At 68.7% G+C, this 17,307-nt stretch carries 15 protein-coding genes and 1 pseudogene; 8 read left to right on the forward strand and 8 right to left on the reverse strand.

Annotated features, from left to right (window positions below):
* The gene (locus DWQ67_RS00580) at positions 1-996 is read right to left on the reverse strand and encodes an ABC transporter permease (protein WP_121483650.1); all 996 of its coding nucleotides are present in this window, start codon (positions 994-996) and stop codon (positions 1-3) included.
* 77 nt (positions 997-1,073) lie between these two features.
* A complete protein-coding gene (locus tag DWQ67_RS00585; RefSeq protein WP_233555848.1) occupies positions 1,074-2,102 on the reverse strand; it encodes a substrate-binding domain-containing protein in 1,029 nt (342 codons plus the stop codon).
* A gap of 149 nt (positions 2,103-2,251) precedes the next feature.
* Between DWQ67_RS00585 and DWQ67_RS00590 the strand changes: the two genes are divergently transcribed.
* Together DWQ67_RS00590 and DWQ67_RS00595 are read left to right on the forward strand one after the other, a co-directional pair.
* A complete protein-coding gene (locus DWQ67_RS00590; protein ID WP_121483651.1) occupies positions 2,252-3,253 on the forward strand; it encodes a LacI family DNA-binding transcriptional regulator in 1,002 nt (333 codons plus the stop codon).
* A 42-nt stretch (positions 3,254-3,295) separates the two neighbouring features.
* On the forward strand, positions 3,296-4,363 hold the full coding sequence (locus DWQ67_RS00595) for an FAD-dependent oxidoreductase (RefSeq protein WP_121483652.1): 1,068 nt from the start codon (positions 3,296-3,298) through the stop codon (positions 4,361-4,363).
* 30 nt (positions 4,364-4,393) lie between these two features.
* On the opposite strand, the gene DWQ67_RS00600 is transcribed toward DWQ67_RS00595, so the two are convergent.
* Entirely contained in the window at positions 4,394-4,861 is a 468-nt protein-coding gene (locus tag DWQ67_RS00600) for a MarR family winged helix-turn-helix transcriptional regulator (RefSeq protein ID WP_121483653.1), read from the reverse strand.
* Between the two features lie 141 nt (positions 4,862-5,002).
* On the reverse strand, positions 5,003-5,458 hold the full coding sequence (locus DWQ67_RS00605) for an Lrp/AsnC family transcriptional regulator (protein ID WP_233555849.1): 456 nt from the start codon (positions 5,456-5,458) through the stop codon (positions 5,003-5,005).
* 167 nt (positions 5,459-5,625) lie between these two features.
* Between DWQ67_RS00605 and pdhA the strand changes: the two genes are divergently transcribed.
* The 4 genes from pdhA (at position 5,626) to DWQ67_RS00625 (ending at position 10,505) form a co-directional block, all read left to right on the forward strand.
* A complete protein-coding gene (pdhA, locus tag DWQ67_RS00610) occupies positions 5,626-6,855 on the forward strand; it encodes a pyruvate dehydrogenase (acetyl-transferring) E1 component subunit alpha (protein ID WP_121484208.1) in 1,230 nt (409 codons plus the stop codon).
* Entirely contained in the window at positions 6,852-7,973 is a 1,122-nt protein-coding gene (locus DWQ67_RS00615; protein WP_121483655.1) for an alpha-ketoacid dehydrogenase subunit beta, read from the forward strand. Before pdhA ends, DWQ67_RS00615 begins: the two co-directional genes overlap by 4 nt.
* Positions 7,973-9,499 (forward strand): dihydrolipoamide acetyltransferase family protein, encoded by a 1,527-nt coding sequence (locus tag DWQ67_RS00620; RefSeq protein ID WP_121483656.1) that lies wholly within the window; start codon positions 7,973-7,975, stop codon positions 9,497-9,499. Before DWQ67_RS00615 ends, DWQ67_RS00620 begins: the two co-directional genes overlap by 1 nt.
* 124 nt (positions 9,500-9,623) lie before the next feature.
* On the forward strand, positions 9,624-10,505 hold the full coding sequence (locus DWQ67_RS00625; RefSeq protein WP_121483657.1) for an MBL fold metallo-hydrolase: 882 nt from the start codon (positions 9,624-9,626) through the stop codon (positions 10,503-10,505).
* Positions 10,506-10,519: 14 nt separating this feature from the next.
* Here the strand turns inward: DWQ67_RS00625 and DWQ67_RS00630 are convergent, their stop codons facing one another.
* A complete protein-coding gene (locus DWQ67_RS00630) occupies positions 10,520-11,620 on the reverse strand; it encodes a phosphatase PAP2 family protein (protein WP_121483658.1) in 1,101 nt (366 codons plus the stop codon).
* A 98-nt stretch (positions 11,621-11,718) separates the two neighbouring features.
* On the opposite strand from DWQ67_RS00630, the gene DWQ67_RS00635 reads away from it, so the two are divergent.
* Both DWQ67_RS00635 and menD read left to right on the forward strand, forming a co-directional pair.
* The gene (locus DWQ67_RS00635) at positions 11,719-12,738 is read left to right on the forward strand and encodes an o-succinylbenzoate synthase (RefSeq protein ID WP_121483659.1); all 1,020 of its coding nucleotides are present in this window, start codon (positions 11,719-11,721) and stop codon (positions 12,736-12,738) included.
* A gap of 65 nt (positions 12,739-12,803) precedes the next feature.
* A complete protein-coding gene (gene menD, locus DWQ67_RS00640) occupies positions 12,804-14,630 on the forward strand; it encodes a 2-succinyl-5-enolpyruvyl-6-hydroxy-3-cyclohexene-1-carboxylic-acid synthase (protein WP_233555850.1) in 1,827 nt (608 codons plus the stop codon).
* Positions 14,631-14,634: 4 nt separating this feature from the next.
* Here the strand turns inward: menD and DWQ67_RS00645 are convergent, their stop codons facing one another.
* The 3 genes and pseudogenes from DWQ67_RS00645 to DWQ67_RS00655 all read right to left on the reverse strand — a co-directional run bounded on the left by DWQ67_RS00645 (position 14,635) and on the right by DWQ67_RS00655 (position 17,217).
* Positions 14,635-15,423, reverse strand: a complete 789-nt coding sequence (locus tag DWQ67_RS00645) for an amino acid ABC transporter ATP-binding protein (protein WP_121483661.1) — start codon at positions 15,421-15,423, stop codon at positions 14,635-14,637.
* A gap of 119 nt (positions 15,424-15,542) precedes the next feature.
* Positions 15,543-16,331 (reverse strand): annotated as a pseudogene (locus DWQ67_RS00650) (amino acid ABC transporter permease); the annotation flags it as partial.
* Positions 16,332-16,428: 97 nt separating this feature from the next.
* Positions 16,429-17,217: a transporter substrate-binding domain-containing protein gene (locus tag DWQ67_RS00655; RefSeq protein WP_121483663.1), complete on the reverse strand. Its 789-nt coding sequence runs from the start codon at positions 17,215-17,217 to the stop codon at positions 16,429-16,431.
* Positions 17,218-17,307: the final 90 nt, after the last annotated feature.

Raw genomic sequence — 17,307 nt, forward strand, 5'->3', positions numbered from 1 at the left:
CTAACGGGAAGTGCGTCGTCGAGTGAACTGGTCCACTGCCACCGCGACGATGACCAGGGCGCCAGTGGCGATGTTCTGGTAAAGGCTGTCCACGCCGGCCAGCGTCAGGCCGCTGCGCAGCACGCCAATAATCAGCGTGCCGATCAGGGTCCCGAGCACTCCGCCGCGTCCACCAAACAGGCTGGTTCCGCCGATCACCACCGCGGTGATGGTGTCCAGGTTGGCGTTTTGATAGGCGTTGGAGTCAGCGGTGGAGATGCGGCCAAGGGCGGCCCAGGCCGCGATCAGCGCAATGACGCCGGACACGATGTACACAGAGAACATATTTCGTCGCGTCTTCACACCGGAGAGCAGCGCACCATTCGGATTGCCACCCACCGCGTAGACGTGACGCCCCCAAGCAGTCTGTGTCAATGCGTAGCCCATGATCGCGTACACCAGGAGCATGACCACCACGCCGTACGTGGTGGTGAACGTGCCGATCTTGAAGGTATTGCCCAAGAAGGTCAGCAGCGGAGAGGTCACCTGGTAGGTCTCGGAACCGGCCAGCAGGCGGGTCGCCGCGACGATCGCCGTGAAGGTACCAAGGGTGACGATGAACGGTGGCAGCCGCAGCACGGTCACCAGAGCGCCGTTCAGGGCCCCAAGCCCCACACAGACGATCATGGCGATGACCATGGCGCCCACCGGGCCAATGCCAGCGGCGGCCTGGGCCAGCACGATGGTGCCGAGGACCGCGATGGCGCCGATGGACAGGTCAATGCCTGCCGTCAGGATGATCAGCGTCTGTGCCACCGCAAGGATTCCCACCACAACGGACTGCTGAAGAATCAGCGACAGGTTGGCCGGTGCCAGGAATCGGGGGGACATGGCGCTAAAGATGATGATGGCCACGAGGAGCGCGACCACGGACCCAAAGACGGGCGAGTGGAGGATGCGTCCGGGCAGTGACTTCAGAACCGAGGTGTTCGTGTTCTCAAATCGAGTGGTTGTCATGAAGTGTCCTTTGACTGTGCGGGGCCGCCGCCGTGACGGCGACCCCGCAGCGAGACGTGATCAGAAGGTGTTGAAGGCTAGCCCCAGCAGTTCTCGGCACCCCAGGTGGTGTCCTTGGACTCCACGCCGTCAACGGGCTTGTCGGTGATGAGCATGGAGCCGGTGTCGTTGAAGGACTGAGCAGGCTTGGTGCCGTCCTTGGCGAAGGCGACGACTGCGTCGACGCCGGAGGTGGCCATCTTGGCCGGGAACTGGAGCACGGTTCCGCCGATCACGCCCTTCTTGACGTTGGCCACGCCGACGCAGGAGCCGTCGATGGAGCCGATGGAGACGGCGCTCTCCTTGCCAGCGGACTTGATGGCGGCGTAGCCACCCGCGGCTGCCGGCTCGTTGATGGTGTAAAGCGCGTTGGCATCTGGTGCGCGCTGGAGCAGGTTCTCCATGGCGGTCTGGGCCTTGGTCTGGTCTCCATTGGTGTCTGCCTTACCGGCAATCTCCGAGGAGTCCTCGCTCAGACCCATGCCCTCAAGGAAGCCCTTGTGGCGCAGGGAGTCAACGGTGCCGCCCGGGGTGCCGTCCAGCATGAGCACCTTGGGGGTCTTGCTGCCCAGGGCGCCCTTGACCCACTTGCCCTGGGTGACGCCGGCAGCCAGGTTATCGGTGGCGAAGGTCGCGTCCACGGCATCCGCCGGCTCGGTGGCCGTATCAAGCGCAATCACGATGACGCCCTGGTCGCGGGCGTTCTTGATGGCGGAGAGGATGCCGGAGGAGGAGTTAGGGGTAATCAGGATGCCCTTGACGCCCTGGGTCACCAGGTTCTCGATCGCGGCGACCTGGCCCTCGTTGTCGCCATCAAAGGCGCCGGCCAGGGCCACGAGCTTGGCGCCCTTGGCATCTGCCTGCTTCTGGGCGGCCTCGCGCAGCTTCACGAAGAACGGGTTGGCGTCGGTCTTGGTGACGAGGCCAATCTTGACCTCTTCGCCACCGCCGCCGGAGCCACTGCCGCTGTCGTTGCCTGCCGCGCAACCGGAGGTGGTGACCACCATGGTTGCTGCAGCGAGGGCGCCGGCGGCCATCATCATGCGGCGAGAGAATGTGAACTTCATGAGTGCGCTCCTTTAAAACAAGGGGTGAGGCTGTGATGTCCGTCATAGTATCCACGACGCAAGCGCTTGCGCAAGCGCTTTCGCGAACTCCGGACCCAATGCTAGCGTGAGTTCACCCAAAGCGGGCACTCAAAGGGAGAATGTGCACTGTGGTCACGATCAACGAAGTAGCGCAGCGCGCAGGGGTCTCTGCCAGCACCGTCTCGCACGTTCTCAACAAGACTCGTCCCGTCAACCAGGACACCCGCGAACGCGTGGAGCGCGCCGTGGAGGAACTGGGCTATCGGCGCAGCGCCGTGGCCAGGACCCTGGCCGGGGGCAAGTCCAACACCATCGGCCTGGTCATCTCCGGCCTGAGCAACGCCTACTTTGGCCCCCTGCTCGCGGCCATTGAGCGCGGCGTCACCGCCGCCGGCTACGTGTTGGTCATCGGGGACTCGCATGATGAGGCCACCATGGAACGCCGCGTGGTGGAGTCCCTGCTTGACCGCCATGTGGACGGCCTGCTCGTGGCTCCCTCCCCGGGCTTCCTCGAGTCAAGCGCCAACGTGGTGGCGCAGGCGGGAACCCCGCTGGTCGCCATTGACCGTTCCATCGACGTCGATTGCGATCAGGTGGTCCCGGAGAACCGGCTCGCCACCCAGGAATTGACGGAGCACCTGTTGTGGCACGGGCACCGGCGGATCGCCGTCATGTCCGGCCTGCCGGGGCTGGATTCCACGGAGGAGCGCCGCGCCGGCTACATCGATGCCTTGGAGCGGCGCGGCCTCAGCGTGGATCCCGACCTCATCGCTGTGGCGGATTCTGGCTCGGAGCAGGCCAGGGCCGCCACCGCCAAGCTGTTCTCCGCCCCGGACCGCCCCGGGGCCCTCCTGACCCTGAACAACGCCATGACCATCGGCGCCCTGCGCGGCCTCAAGGACGTGGGGCTGGAGGTCCCGCGTGACGTGGCGTTGGTCGCGTATGACGACTTCGAGTGGAGCGATCTGTTTGAACCCGGCCTGACCGCCGTGGCGCAGGACATCGACGCGATGGGGGCACTCGCCGTCGAGCGACTGTTGGCCCGCATCAACGGCGACACCGAGCCGGCCCAGACGCACGTGATCGCCACCGACTTCCGGCTGCGCTCCTCCTGCGGCTGCCCCAGCTAGCCGCGGCCCGGTCAGCCACAGCCCAGCCACTAGGCTCGTCGCATGCCTTCCGCGCCTCACCGCACCAGCCCTGACGAGATCACACCGCCCCGCACCATCGCGGTGATTGGCGCGGGCGTGGTGGGGCTGACGTGCGCGCTGGAACTGGCGCGCGCAGGGCACCTGGTCACGATGGTTGCGGATGCCAGCGCGGAGGACTCGGTCTCTGGGGTGGCCGGCGGGATCTGGTTCCCGCACCAATCGGAGGGTTCCCCGCGCGCCGCGCGGCTGCTCGCGGACTCCTTTGAGGCCTTCCGAGCCCTGGCCCATTCCGTTCCGGAGGCCGGCGTGGACCTGCGCCGTGGCGTGTGGGTGGCGCGGGGCGCCGCCTCTGATGACGCGTGGGTGGATTCGCTCGGTGCCTCGGCGGACGGCGGCCCCGCCGGGCGGGCAGCCATCGCGGCGCTGCCTCACCACCAATGGCCCGACGGCGCCACGGACGCCTTCTCCTGCTCCCTTCCCGTGGTCGACATGCCCACCTACCTGCCGTGGTTGCGCGCCCAGTGCGCCGCGGCAGGGGTGCGGGTGGTGAGGTCCACGGCCGATTCGGTGGCGCATGCCGCGTCGGTCGCGGCGCGGGAGGGCAACCCAGCGGACCTGGTGGTGGTCGCGGCAGGGGCGCGCTCGGGGGATCTGCTCGGGGACACCAGCGGATTCCCGGTGCGCGGCCAGGTGGTGCGGCTGGAGCAACCACAGGATCGGAACGGCGCCCCGATCATCACCGAGTGGTTCATGGATGATGACCACCCGGACGGCATGATCTACGTGATCCCGCGCCGCGGGGACATCGTGGTGGGCGGCACGGACGACGTTGGCGCCGCGGACACCACCTGGGATGCGCGCACCGAGGCGGCCATCCTGGCCCGCGCGGTGGCTGCTGTCCCGGCGCTGGCCGGTCTGCGCGTGATCAGCCGCGGCGTGGGTCTGCGCCCCGCCCGCCCGTCCCTGCGGCTGGAGGCCGTGGCCGCTCATCCGGTCCAGGTCATCGCCGCCTACGGCTTTGGCGGCGCGGGCGTCACGCTCTCCTGGGGCGCCGCGGCGGAGGTCGCCTCGCTGGTGGGGTCCAGCTGACGGCCGGCTCGGAGCCGGCCGCGAACGCCGCTAAGCGCCGGCCTCGATCTCGTCCCAATACGCCCGTGACACCGTGGTGACGCGCTCCATCAAACCGCGCAGCGCAGCGACGTCGTCCGGGTTCAGGCGTGAGCCCACCGCATCCGCCCACTGCAACTGATCGCGCTGGGTGGCCTCCAGGACCTGCCGGCCGGCCTCCGTGGGCACCAGCAGCTTGGCGCGTGCGTGGCGCGGGTTGGTGGCCCAGTCGCCCCACCCCAACTCCACGACGTCGTCCGCGACGCGCTGCACGCTCTGGCGCGCCAGGCCAAGGGTGCGGGCGATGTCCGCGACCGATTGCGCCTGCGCCAGGGCCGCCCCCAGGACCTGCCACCGGGCGGGGGTCAGCCCGTGGCGCTCGGCGACGGACTCTGCCGCGTAGAGAAACTCGGCCTGGAGTTCGGAGACGGGGACCACCAGGGAGGTCAGCGCGAGGGCATCGGGAGAGGGCGCGGGCAAGGGGACCTTTCGCGGGGCGTGAGCCCAAGAGCGGAGCTGGGAAGCAGAGCCGGAGGAAACGTGGAGCGGACCAGTTGACAGTACCCTGCCGAACCTGCCGGGGGCCAACCTCGACGGGGTCGACGGGCCCGGTCGGTACGGCTACGTCTCGGAGTCCTCAAAGATGAGGTGGGTCTGCGTATCCATGACCTCTGGCATGGCCTGGAGCACCTCAAAGACCACGCGCCGCAGGGCGGTATTGTCCGTGGCGCGCACCAGCAGGATCACGTCGAAGGTGCCGCCGACCAGCGCCACATGGTGCACCTCCGGGATGCGGCGCAGCGTGGCCTGCAGCTCGCGCCAGGAGTGCTGGCGCAGCTTGAGAGTCACGTAGGCGCTGGAGCGCAGCCCCATCTTGGCTGGATCCGTCCTGACCGTGAACCCGGTGATGACCTCGCGCTCGCGGAGGCGGGCGATGCGCTGATAGGCGTGGGCGCGGGAGATGTGCACGGTGGTGGCGATCGCGGAGACGGAGGCGCGTCCGTCCTGGGCCAGGGCGTCGATGATGGCGCGGTCTGTCTCGTCCAGCTCCGTGGTGGTCTCTGCACGCTCCGGCACGGTGGCCCCTCTCCGGGCCATGGGGAGCCCGCACTTTGTCCAACCCGGGAACAAAGCACACGGCCCGGTATGGACATTCTGACTCAGAAAGCTGCTCCGGCGCACATCCCGTCCGCACTTGGCGTCTGGACTGGCGAAGAATCGCCTCAAAAATGGAGAATGACAGCATGGATCAGCATGTGAGTCAGGCCACAGCCCCGGCCAACGGGGGCACCGCGGAAGAGAACCGCACGGACGCGCGGGTGCGCCAAGCCAGCACCGGCTTCGGGATCAGCGTGGAGGACTACCTCCTTCCCACGCGCGGTCGCATCCAGATGCTCGGCCATGACGGCTCGGTGCTTCCGGTCAACGAACAGGGGATTGCCCCCGGGCACAATTACCCGGTTCCGGAGGACGAGCGGCTGCTGCGCGCCTACGAACAGCTGGTGCTCGGCCGCCGCATCAACGACCAAAACGCCGCGCTGGTGCGCCAGGGCCGCATGGCCGTGTACCCCTCAAGCCACGGGCAGGAGGCGTGCCAGGTGGCCGCCGCCTTTGCCCTGGAGAAGCGCGACTGGCTCTTCCCCACCTACCGCGACACGGTGGCAGTGATCGCCCGCGGCGTGGACCCCAACCAGGTCATGACCTCCTTCCGCGGGGAGTGGCACCAGGGTTATGACCCCCTGGAGCACAACACCTCCGTGGAGGCCACCCCGCTGACCACCCAGCTGCTGCACGCAGTCGGCGTGGCTCACGCGGCCCGCCTGCGCGGCGAGGACACCGTGGTGTTGGCCATGTGCGGCGACGGCGCCACGAGCGAGGGTGACTTCCACGAGGCGCTGAACTTCGCCGCGGTCTTCCACCTGCCCGTCATCTTCTTTGTTCAGAACAACGGTTACGCCATCTCCGTACCGCTCTCCGCCCAGTCCGCCGCGCCCTCCCTTGCCCACAAGGCCGTGGGTTACGGCATGGCCGGCGAGCGCGTGGACGGCAACGACTTGATGGCGTTGCTTGCCGTGCTTGACCGGGCTGTGAGCATTGCCCGCGAGGGCTCCGGCCCGCTGCTGATTGAGGCGGAGACCTACCGCATGCAGGCGCACACCAACGCCGATGATGACACGCGCTACCGCCAGAGCGACGAGGTGGCGCAGTGGGTGGAACGCGACCCGGTGATCCGCATGCGCGCCTACCTTGACGAGCGCGGGCTGCTGACGGAAGCCGAGCAGACTCGCATCGCGGAGCTGGCGGAGGAGACGGCAAAGGACCTGCGGGACGCGATGAACGCGGACGTGCAGACGGACCCGCTGGAGCTGTTCCGCCACGTCTTTGTGGAGCAGACCCCGCAGTTGAAGGAGCAGGAGGCCAAGCTGGCCGACGAACTGGCCCGTGAGGCAGAGCAGACGGAGGAAACCCGATGAGCACGCAGGCCACCCCAGAGGTGAAGCAGGCAGACTTTGCCGGTGTTGACTCCCAGGCCCGCGGCGCGCACGTGGACCAGCCGGCACCGGCGCTGAAGAAGCAGGCGCCCAAGGCCGGCCCCACCACGTTGGCCGCGTCCCTGAACACCGCCCTGGCGGACGCCATGGCGGCGGATCCAAGCATGGTGGTCTTTGGCGAGGATGTGGGCAAGCTGGGCGGCGTCTTCCGCATCACGGACGGCCTCCAGGATCGCTTTGGTCAGGAGCGTTGCTTTGACACGCCCCTGGCGGAGTCCGGGATTGCCGGCATGGCGGTGGGCATGGCCATGAATGGCATGCGCCCGGTCGTGGAGATGCAGTTTGACGCCTTCGCCTACCCCAGCCTTGAGCAGGTCTTTAGCCACATCGCGAAGATGCACAACCGCACCATGGGCAAGGTTCGCCTGCCCATCACCATCCGCATCCCCTACGCCGGCGGCGTGGGCGGCGTGGAGCACCACTGCGACTCGTCGGAGGGCTACTACGCCCACACTCCGGGGCTCAAGGTCTTCACGCCCTCCGGTGTGGAGGACGCCTACCTGATGCTGCGCGAGGCCATCGCCAGCGATGACCCGGTGATCTTCTTTGAGCCCAAGAGCATGTACTGGTCCAAGGAAGAGGCGGACCTCGGCGCGCTGCGCGAGTCTTACGAGGCCGGCGACGCGGAGCGCACAGAGGGCACCGCGCGCGTGGTGCGTCCCGGCAAGGACGCGACCCTGATTGCGTACGGCCCCTCGGTTCCCACCGCGTTTGCGGCGGCGGAGGTCGCGGCAGCTGAGGGCCTGGATCTGGAGGTCCTTGACCTGCGCACCATTGTGCCGCTGGATGATGCGGCCATCGACGCGAGCGTGCGCAAGACCGGCCGTGCCATCGTCATTGCGCAGTCCCAGGGCTTTGCCTCCGTCGCGAGCGAGCTGGTGGCCCGCGTGCAGGAACGCAACTTCCACTCCCTCTCCTCGCCGGTGCTGCGCGTGACCGGCTTCGACATCCCCTTCCCGGCCCCCAAGTTGGAGAAGCACCAGATTCCGAGCGTCGATCGCATCCTTGACGCCGTTGACGCACTGACGTGGGAGGACTGATGACAACCGTGTCTATCCAGGCCAATACCTTTAACCTCCCCGACCTGGGAGAGGGCCTGACGGAGGCCGAGCTGGTCACCTGGAAGGTGGCCGTGGGCGAGAGCGTGGCGCTGGATCAGGTCATCGCAGAGGTGGAGACCGCCAAGAGCCTCGTGGAGGTTCCCACCCCCTACGCAGGCACCGTCCTGGTGCTGCACGGGGCGGAGGGTGAGACCCTCGCCGTGGGCCGCCCGCTGATCACGGTGGGCCCGGAGGGCTCGGATCCCGCAGCGTTTGCCGCCGGTTCCGCCGGTTCCGCCGAGCAGGCGGAAGGCGCGCAGTCCTACCGCGAGGAGGAGCGCGCCGGCTCGGGATCCGGCAACGTCCTGATCGGATATGGCACCTCGGAGGAGGGCTCTCCCACGCGTCGCCGTCGCGGGCGCAGGGCGGCCCACGTTCCGGTGCAGGCTTCGGGGACGGCTTCGGAGACGGCGGCGGAGTCAAGGCCCCTGCCCGACGCCGCGGCGTCGGCTCCCACGGAGACCTCGCCTTCCGCAGGCGCACCGGCTCCCGCGCTGGCTGCCCGCGTCGTGAACCCCCTCGTGCGCCGCTTGGCACGCGACATGGGCGTGGACGTGGCGGCACTCTCCGGCTCCGGACCCGATGGGCTCGTGATGCGCGCCGACGTGCACGCCGCCGCCTCCGGTGCCGGCCAGGCACCAGCCGCAGGCTCGGCCACCCAAGCCAACCCCGCGTCGTCGGGCAGTGGTTCCGGTGGAGCCAACGCAGGGACGGCGTCCTCCGGCGCAGGCGCCGGGGAGCTGGACAAGCGCTCCGGGCTGGGGATCGCCAGCCGCACGCCCATCACCGGCGTGCGCAAGGTGGTGGCACAGACCATGTCCCGCTCGCGCCGAGAGATCCCGGAGGCCACCGTGTGGGTGGACGTGGACGCCACGGAGCTGCTCAAGCTGCGCCGCGGCATCCGCCCGGATGCCAACGGGCGCCGCCCGGGCGTGCTCGCGATCGTGGGTCGTTTTGTGGCCGCCGGCCTGCAGCGTGTACCGGAGCTGAACTCCCGGATTGAGCAGGCGGCGGATGGCTCAGAGGAGATCGTGACGCTGGACGGCGTGAACCTTGGCATCGCCGCCCAGACCGAGCGCGGGCTGGTGGTCCCCGCCGTGGAACGCGCAGAGCGCCTCAGCGCGCGTGAACTGGACGCCGCCATCGCCGAGCTGATCAATACCGCCCGCGAGGGCAAGTGCACCCCGGCGCAGCTCACCCGAGGCACCTTCACGCTCAATAACTACGGGGTCTTTGATGTGGACGGTTCCGCCGCGATCATCAACCACCCGCAGGTCGCCATCCTTGGCCTGGGGCGCATCAAGGCGCGCCCGTGGGTCGTGGACGGGGAGATCGTGGTGCGCGAGATCACCGAGCTCACGCTGAGCTTTGATCACCGCGTGTGTGACGGCGGGGCGGCCAGTCGCTTCCTGCGCTTTGTCGCGGATGCCATCGAGCGCCCGGGAGAGGCGCTCGCGGAGCTCTGATTCCGGCGCTGCCGTGATGATGGCGCGCCGTGATGATGGCGCGCCAGGGACGCGGGGGCAACCCCGTCCCTGGCGCGGTCGGCCGGGTCCACCTTTGGTGGGCCCGGCCGACTAGTCTGAGCGCATGGAGAGTACTGAACGTGAGCACACCAGTGGGGCACAGAGCAGCGCGGCCGTGATGGCGGCTGGCTGGACCCGTGTGGGGGAGCGTGAATGGGTGCGCGTGGAGCAGCCATGCTCCGTGAACCTCGGCCTGATCATCGGCGAGGAACGCGCGCTGGTGATAGACACCGGCGCTGGGCCCCGCTCGGCCGGCCGTCACCTGGAGGCCGTGCGCCTGCTCACCGACCTGCCGCTGGTGGCGGTCAATACCCACCACCACCACGATCACGCCCTGGGCAATCACGCCTTGGCCGGCGCAGGCGTCACGGAGTTCTGGGCACACCAGGGCACCATCGACGCCCTGGATCAGAACGGTGAGGCCCAGCGTTCGTTGCTGAGTGAGGAGGACGGCGAGCCGGAGATGCGCGCCGCGTCCGGCCCAGGCACCCGCGTGCTCCCGCCCACTCACGCCGTCACCAGTTCACCCGTTGACCTTGACCTTGGCGGGCACCAGGTGACCCTGATGCACCTTGGCCGGGCCCACACGGCCGGGGATGTGGTGGTGGCCTCCGGGCCCATCCTCTTTGCCGGTGACATCGTGGAACAGGGCGGGCACCCGCAATTTGAGGACGCCTTCCCGGACGAGTGGCTGCGCGTCCTGGGCAAGATCATCGCGATTGACGAGCTGTACCAGCGCATTGTCCCCGGCCACGGCACCACCGTGGACGCGGACGAGGTCAGGGCCCACTACCACCGGCTGGCCCGCGCCATCCAGGTGGCGGACACAGCACTGAACGAGCACGAGAGCGATGCGACCAAGTCCATCCCGGTGCTGCCCTTTGGGCCCGTGCAGTCAAGGCACCTGCTCAACCGGCTCCGCGATACGAGGGCCGGCGCGCTCTAAGGAGTCGGCGCGCTCTAAGAAGTCGGAGCCGCACCCGCGGCGGGGTCCCTCGGCAGCGAGTCAACCCAGCGCTCCAGCAGGGGGAAGACGCAGCAGGCCGCGGCCAGGCACAGCGTGAGCCCCACCATGAAGAACCACTGCAGGCTGGGTGCGTCCTCGGTGCCGGGGGAGCGTAGCTGAGGAATCAGGAGCACGGCGCACACCACCACGGCGGCCAGCCCCAGGATCGCCAGCGTCAGCGAGGCGCCACGCGCCAGCATGCCGGGGCGGGCATCCATGCGGCGCGGTGCCAGGCCGCGCAGGGCACGGGCCTTGGCGAGGGAGCGTTCGCGCAGAGCCACGCCCCACCCGGCCGCCACGCCGCAGAGCGCCACCACCAGGAACGCCCCGACGATGTCTGAGGGGCGGTGCCAGCCCATCACCAAGGTGCCCGCGCCGGCCACACCGGCCAGCACTGAGCCAAGCATGGCGATCCAGGGACGGGCAGCCCGCGGGGCCGCGAGCAACAGGGCCAACACGGCGGCGGCCGCGGCGGTGCTATGCCCGGAGGGGAAGGAGTTCATATTCGCCGCGGACACGCCAAGGTCGGGGCGCGTCAGGAAGTCGTGCTTCAGGAACTGGGTGGCGAGCATGGCTGCGCCCCCGCCTGCCACGGCGATGAGCGGGACCACGACTTGGCGCCGGACCACCGCACTGATGAGCACGCCAGCAGCCCCGATGAGCCCCACTGCCAGCGGCAGCACGTCCAGGCTGACCTGCGCCTGATTGCGCTGGTACTGACCCCAGGCGGACTTCAACGCGCCCTCCAGGCTGCGCTCGTCCACCCACTGCCCGCGCACGGTCAGGATGAAGAGGGCGTACAAGGCCGCCACGCCCACCAGGGCACCGATGGGTAACAACCAGGCCCACCAGCGCGGGCCGCGCTGCTTGGCGCCGGTGGTCAGCAGATCGCGACCGGGCAGCGGATCGCGGCTGGGCCGCCCGGCGACTCCCAGACCGGTGGCACCGTCAACAGGGGCACCGTCGGCAGGGGCACCGTCGGCAGTGGCACCGCGATCGGTGGCCGCCGGGGGGTGTGCGGTCACCGGAATCTGGTCCGTGGAGGGGGAAATCATCTGATTAGAGTCCCACGCCTGTCCGGGACCAGCCTGGGAAAGCGGCCAGAAATGGCCCGGATGTGGGGCACGCGACACCCCGGACTACGGTGGTACCCATGAGTTTGCTCCCCCTGCAGAGCCCCACGTTGCCCTCCGTCGAGGAGCTGCAAGAGCGCGCCCACGTGGTGTGCCTGCCCCTGCATGTGCGCTTCCGCGGCGTGGTGGAGCGCCAGGCGGTGCTGCTGGACGGGCCCCAGGGATGGTCGGAGTTTTCCCCCTTCCTCGAGTACGCCGACGCGGAGGCGGCGCGCTGGTTGGCCTGCGCCGTGGAGGCCGGCTGGGAGGGGCTGCCCGCTCCGGTGCGCACCGCGGTCCCCGTCAACGCGACGGTGCCCGCGATCCCGGCCAGCGACGTCGAGCAGTTGCTTGCTCGCTACGACGCCCCCGGCACCGTCAAGGTCAAGGTTGCGGAGGCCGGGCAGACCCTGGCGGACGACGTGGCGCGGCTGGCTGCCGTGCGCGCGGTGCTGCCCCAAGCGCGGCTGCGCATCGACGCGAATCAGAGCTGGGGGCACCGCGAGGCGCTGGTGGCGTTGGAGGCGCTGGCCCCCTTCGGCCTGGAATACGCGGAGCAGCCGGTGCCCGGCATCGAGGGCCTGGCGCGGCTGCGCGAGGAGCTGGCACGGCGCGGCCTGCCGGTCCTGATCGCCGCGGACGAGTCGGTGCGCAAGGAGAGCGACCCGCTGGCCGTGGCGCAGGCCGGGGCCGCGGACCTGATTGTGGTCAAGGCCCAGCCCCTGGGCGGAGTCCGCCGCGCCCTGGAGATTGTTCGCCAGGCCGGGCTGCCCGCCGTGGTCTCCTCCGCGCTGGACACCTCGGTGGGCCTGCGCGTCGGCGCGGGGCTGGCAGCCGCGCTGCCGCAGCTTCCCTACGCCTGCGGCCTTGGCACCGGCTCGCTCTTTGTGAGCGACGTCGTGGAGCCGGGTTACGTGGCCAGCGGCGGCGAGCTTGACTTGCGCACCGTCGCGGCGGACCCGGCGCTCCTGGCCCGCCACGCGGCCTCTGCCGAGCGCAGGGAGTGGTGGATGGCGCGCCTGTCCCGAGCGCACGCGGTGCTGGCCGCGCAGGCACGCTAGACGCACTCGCGGCGGCCACGGACCAACAGGGTCCCGCGCCGCCGGGCGGAACTAGAATGGAGGGTATGAGCAACCCCGGGTTCAGCGCGTCAGCATCGGCCAGTCAGGAGAGCCCGGCGGAAGAGCTGATGGCCCCCGCGGCTGCCCGCAAGGCCGTGCAGGCGCTCACGGACGGGGGTGTGGCCTATGTGGTCCTGTGCCCCGGCTCCCGCAGCGCACCCCTGGCGTACGCGCTCGCCGAGGCGGAGCTGGCCGGGCGCATTGAGGTCATGGTGCGCATCGACGAACGCGACGCAGGGTTCCTTGCCGTGGGGCTTGCCGCGGCGTCCGGCCGCCCCGTCGCCGTCGTCACCACCTCTGGCACCGCGGTGGGGGAGCTGCTTCCGGCCATCATGGAGGCCAACCACGCAGGCTTGCCCCTCGTGGCCATCACGGCGGACCGCCCGGAGGAACTGCACGGGACCGGTTCCAACCAGACCACGGCGCAGGCGGGCCTCTTTGGTGAGCACGTCCGCCTCGCCACCACGGTGGGTGCGGGGCAGGACCCCACGCCCGCCGTCCGCGCCGCGTTGCTGGCAGCGGAGGGGTTGGTCCCCGCGGAGCAGGGCGGCACCGTAGACATAGCGCTCACGCCCCGCGGCCCGGTCCAGCTGAACCTGGCCTTCCGCGATCCGCTGGTCCCGGCAGACGACGCCGCTCTGGCCGGGCTACCCGCCCTGCCCCCGCGCCCGGCCCAGCTCAGCGACATCGAATGCTTGGAGCGGGACTCGAGCGACGCGGATGCCGCCGGCGCACAGAACTCGGGCCTCTTTGCTTCGGCGGGACACTCCGCCCCGCCCCGCCGCACGGTGGTGGTGGCCGGCCACGACGCGGGGCCCCTGGCGGCGGATTTTGCCGCGGCGCTTGGGCTTCCACTGCTCGCTGAGCCCAGCTCTGACGCCCGCTTTGGCGTCACAGCTCTGTCCACCTACCAATACCTCTTGCCCACGCTGGGGGAGCAGGTGGAGGCCGTGGTGCTCTTTGGCCGCCCCACCCTCTCGCGGCCGGTCGCCGCGCTGCTGGGCCGCGCGGACGTCGAGTCGGTGCTCTTCCTGGCTGAGCCCGCGCCCTGGTTCACCCCCGGACGGCGCCGCGAGCGGATCGTGGAGTCCCTGGAGGAGCTGGCCGCGTTTGCCGGCACGGCCCCCGCCGGGTGGACGCGCTCCTGGCTGGACGCGGACGCCGCGGTGCGCGAGTCGCTGGAGTTGGTCCTGGCGGAGCATGAGTCAAAGACCGGGCGGCTCACCGGCCCGGGCCTGGCCGCCACGGTCTGGGACGCGCTGGACGGGCCGCTGGTCCTTGGCTCCAGCCGGCCGGTTCGCGACCTGGACCTGATGGCAGCGCCCCGCCGCGGGCGCGGGCCGCGCGTGTACGCCAACCGCGGGCTGGCCGGGATTGACGGCACGCTGGCCACGGCGGCGGGCGTGGCTCTGGCTGAGCGACGCCGCACGGTGGCGCTCATGGGAGACGTCACCTTTTTGCACGACGCAGGCGGCCTGCTCACGCCCAGCTTTGAGCGCGAGCCGCGCCTGGACGTGATCGTGGCGCAGGACGATGGCGGAACCATCTTCTCCACGCTGGAGCACGGTGCGGTGGCGGCGCGTGGCCCCTACGCCCGCACGGTGACGCGCTACTTCCGCACGCCGCACGGGCTGGAGTTGGGGCCCATCGCGGAGGCCTTTGGCTGGGACGCCTCCACCGCCACCACGCACCAAGCAGTGAGTTCCTGGCTGGTGGAGGGCGCCACCGCGTCCGGCCGGCGCCTGTTGGAGGTCCCGGTGGAGCGGCGCGACCCCCGCGCCCTCCACCAGGCGCTCTCCCGGGCGGCGGCGGAGACCCTCACCCAGCGCTAGGGGCCTAGTCCTCCTGGGCCGCCACGTGGTTGGGGTCAAGGACCCGGCGCAGGAAGTCCTGCGTGCGCGGCTGCTGCGGGTTGCCGATGACCTCCTCTGCGGGGCCCTGCTCCACCACCACGCCGCCGTCCATGAACACCACACGGTCCGCGACCTCGCGGGCAAAGCCCATCTCGTGGGTCACCACGACCATGGTCATGCCCTCCTGCGCCAGGCGGCGCATGATCGCCAGCACATCTCCCACGGTCTCCGGGTCAAGGGCCGAGGTGGGCTCGTCAAAGAGCATCAGCGTGGGGTCCATGGACAGCGAGCGGGCAATCGCCACGCGCTGCTGCTGGCCGCCAGAGAGCTCCCCGGGGAAGCGGGTCTCCAGCTCCGCCAGGCCCACGGAGCGCAGGTGCTTGCGGGCAATCGCCTCCGCCTCGGACCTGCTGCGCTTCAAGACCTGCATCTGAGAGACGGTGCAGTTCTTCAGGACGCTCAGGTGCGGAAAGAGGTTGAACTGCTGAAAGACCATGCCGACGGAGCGGCGCATCTTGTCCACGTCCACGTCCGGATCGGTGGCCGCATGCCCGCCCACCTCGATGGTGCCGGCGTTGGGGGTCTCCAACAGGTTGATGCAGCGCAGCAAGGTGGACTTGCCAGAACCGGATGGCCCCACCAGGCAGACCACCTCGCCGGGTGCCACCGCCAGGTCAATGCCCTTGAGTACCTCGTTGGAGCCGTAGGACTTGTGCAGACCAGTGATGCTCACGCCTGCGGTGCTCTGAATGGTGGCTGCGGAGCGGCTCATGCTTGGGTCCCCTTCGTCAGATCAGTTGTGCCCCGGGCGGCAGTTGCAGAGGGCGATGCAGGTCCAGCGAGGGAGCTCGCCGCCGCCGTCGCGGCCCCGTCCGATCTTCGGCGCTTGGGCCGGGAAGTCTGGTTGGTGCGCTTCTCAAACCAGCGGGCCAGCAAGCTCATAGGAAGAGTGATCACAAGATAAATGGCGCCGGCAACCATAAGTGGCGTCATGCCCGCCGGGTACTCGGTCATACCATTTCGACCGAAGGTGGTGAGCTCGTACTGGGACATCGTCATGCCCAAAACAAAGGCCAGCGACGTGTCCTTGGTCAGCAAGATGAACTCGTTGGTGAGTGGCGGAAGCACAATGCGGAAGGCCTGCGGAATCACGATGGTGACCATGGCTCGCCACTGCGGCATGCCAAGGGAACGGGCTGCCTCCATTTGCCCCTTGGGTACTGCCTGGAGCCCAGCGCGCAGAGTCTCTGCCATGTACGCCGCGGAGGAGAGGCCAAGAGCCACCATGACATTGACCCATTGCGGCCACGTTGTGCCGAAGGCGATGGGCAGGCCGAAGCCCATTGCGAGCAGCACTAGCAACACGGGCAGGCCGCGGAAGAACTCGATGTAGACAGTCGCGATCCACCTGTACGGGCCAAAACTTGAGGTCTTCATGAGAGCCAACATGGTGCCCAGAACCAACCCGAAGGCGAAGGACGTCACGGTGTACAGCAAGGTGTTTTTTAGGCCGACAAGGATGATCTCAGGGAACATCCCGCCCACTGCACCGAACCTGAAGAATGACTCGATAACTAGGGGCCAATTAACCAGCAGGACAAGCAGAATAACAGATAAGACCAGAATGCCTAGCTGGATTCCTTTGCTCAAACGCGAGCGTTGGCGAGTGGTGAGTACCATGGAGGGTGCCTTTCACTGCACGTGGGTGGAGCCAAGGGGTGATGCGCCGGTGGGCGGGGCGTTCCAGCCCCACCCACCGGTTCGGCGACTGCCAGAATTAGGCGTCGCCGAACCACTTCTTCTTGATCTCGTCCATTTTGCCGTCGGATTCCATGGTCTTGAGAGTGTCATTGACGAGCGTCAGCATGGCCGTGTCGCCCTTCTTAACTGCAACACCCAGCTGCTCGCCCGTCTTGATTTCCTCCACTACCTCCAGGTCATCCTTGCCCTTGATGCCGTAGCGAAGAATGGACTGGTTGCCCAGTGATGCATCGGTGGTGCCAGCGATTAGCGATTGCACCTGCAACTCGCCTGTCTCAAAGGCGGTTGCCTCGATGTCCTTCTCCTTGGCGTAGTCGGAACCGGTGGTGGAACCCTGAACCGAGACCTTCTTGCCCTTGGCAGAATCAAGATTCGTGATGCCCGAGCCCTTCTTGGCCACCAGTACCAAGTCGTCATCCAAGTAAGGCGTGGAGAAGTCCATGTTGCCCTTGCGCTTTTCTGTGATGGAGATGCCAGAAACGGCGATGTCGCACTGAGACTTGAACAGGCCAGATTGGATGGAATCGAAGCCCGCCTTAACGACGTTGAGCTCCGCTCCGGCCTTCTTGGCGATTTCCGTTGCGATATCCATATCGAAGCCCACGTACTTGCCCCCCTCTTCATATTCGAAGGGCTTGTAGGGGACGTCGGAGCAGACTGTCAGTTTGCCGGGGTACTTCAGCGCGAACACGGAACCCCCGCCGGAGCTGCTGGCGGCAGGCGTGCCGCCGCCGCCACAGGCGGAAAGGGACAGGGCGGTCGCGGCGAATGCTGCCGCGACGATGGCAAGGGACTGACGGCGCATGGAGATTCCTCTTTCGGCACAGGCTGAGTGATGCCCCAGTCTAACCGCCATGCTGTGGCTCATGTCACAGGCCCACGCAAAGTTGACAAG

It is taken from the genome of Galactobacter caseinivorans (assembly GCF_003640665.1).
Taxonomy (GTDB): Bacteria; Actinomycetota; Actinomycetes; order Actinomycetales; family Micrococcaceae; genus Galactobacter; species Galactobacter caseinivorans.

Excerpts from the sequence above, each read along its gene's own strand:
- DWQ67_RS00620 (WP_121483656.1), top strand. The coding sequence starts at position 7,973 with ATGACAACCGTGTCTATCCAGGCCAATACCTTTAACCTCCCCGACCTG.
- DWQ67_RS00595 (WP_121483652.1), top strand. The coding sequence starts at position 3,296 with ATGCCTTCCGCGCCTCACCGCACCAGCCCTGACGAGATCACACCGCCC.
- DWQ67_RS00615 (WP_121483655.1), top strand. The coding sequence starts at position 6,852 with ATGAGCACGCAGGCCACCCCAGAGGTGAAGCAGGCAGACTTTGCCGGT.
- menD (WP_233555850.1), top strand. The coding sequence starts at position 12,804 with ATGAGCAACCCCGGGTTCAGCGCGTCAGCATCGGCCAGTCAGGAGAGC.
- DWQ67_RS00580 (WP_121483650.1), bottom strand. The coding sequence starts at position 996 with ATGACAACCACTCGATTTGAGAACACGAACACCTCGGTTCTGAAGTCA.
- DWQ67_RS00630 (WP_121483658.1), bottom strand. The coding sequence starts at position 11,620 with ATGATTTCCCCCTCCACGGACCAGATTCCGGTGACCGCACACCCCCCG.
- DWQ67_RS00655 (WP_121483663.1), bottom strand. The coding sequence starts at position 17,217 with ATGCGCCGTCAGTCCCTTGCCATCGTCGCGGCAGCATTCGCCGCGACC.
- DWQ67_RS00635 (WP_121483659.1), top strand. The coding sequence starts at position 11,719 with ATGAGTTTGCTCCCCCTGCAGAGCCCCACGTTGCCCTCCGTCGAGGAG.
- pdhA (WP_121484208.1), top strand. The coding sequence starts at position 5,626 with ATGGATCAGCATGTGAGTCAGGCCACAGCCCCGGCCAACGGGGGCACC.
- DWQ67_RS00625 (WP_121483657.1), top strand. The coding sequence starts at position 9,624 with ATGGAGAGTACTGAACGTGAGCACACCAGTGGGGCACAGAGCAGCGCG.
- DWQ67_RS00585 (WP_233555848.1), bottom strand. The coding sequence starts at position 2,102 with ATGAAGTTCACATTCTCTCGCCGCATGATGATGGCCGCCGGCGCCCTC.
- DWQ67_RS00645 (WP_121483661.1), bottom strand. The coding sequence starts at position 15,423 with ATGAGCCGCTCCGCAGCCACCATTCAGAGCACCGCAGGCGTGAGCATC.